We start from the raw sequence: 562 nt of genomic DNA, 5'->3' as shown, positions 1-562 counted from the left end.
TATGTTAAAAATCAAGGTAAAGAATATAACAAATTACATTCAGACTATCAGTTTGCACTGTTTTAAGATACCCCGCTGCTTGCGGCGGGGGTCTTCATTCTGACAGGCACTGCATCAAAGTGGGTGACTGTCAGATCAGGTTTGAACTACTACATCTAAATATAATATTCTCTTTCGATAAAAGTGCCGATGACTTTGTCGTGCATTTCCGGCGATTTTGAATAACCGAGTGTTTTTCGATTCAATTGTTTAATTCTATTCCGTAGGGTAAGATTTTCGCGTTCGATACGTTGCGTAAAGGTTTTTCCAACCAGATGTTTATTCGTCGGTAATATGTTGTAAGCTTTTAAATTGTCTGTACACCAGAAGGCGACATTGAATCGAGAGAGCTTTTTCAAGCGTTTCTTGAGTGTTTGCTTGCTTCGTTTGCCGAAAGTATGTGCAATGATACGCTTTAGTCGAGGGTTCCCAAGCATACCATAGCCAACGTTGTTGCTTTTTATTTCCAACAAAAGACCACATTCGTCAACTTCGCAAGTAAGCTGAATTTCCATATTATCCA

Annotated in this window: 1 protein-coding gene; it reads right to left on the bottom strand. The window is 39.1% G+C overall.

What is annotated here, in order from left to right; genetic code table 11:
- Nucleotides 1–155 precede the first annotated feature (155 nt).
- Nucleotides 156–562: IS1 family transposase (locus Xbud_RS19275; RefSeq protein ID WP_280176121.1), on the bottom strand; the 407-nt coding region annotated here is incomplete at its 5' end.

This window comes from Xenorhabdus budapestensis (assembly GCF_002632465.1).
In the GTDB taxonomy this organism is placed as follows: domain Bacteria; phylum Pseudomonadota; class Gammaproteobacteria; order Enterobacterales; family Enterobacteriaceae; genus Xenorhabdus; species Xenorhabdus budapestensis.
This window is presented reverse-complemented; position numbering and strand designations above follow the sequence as displayed.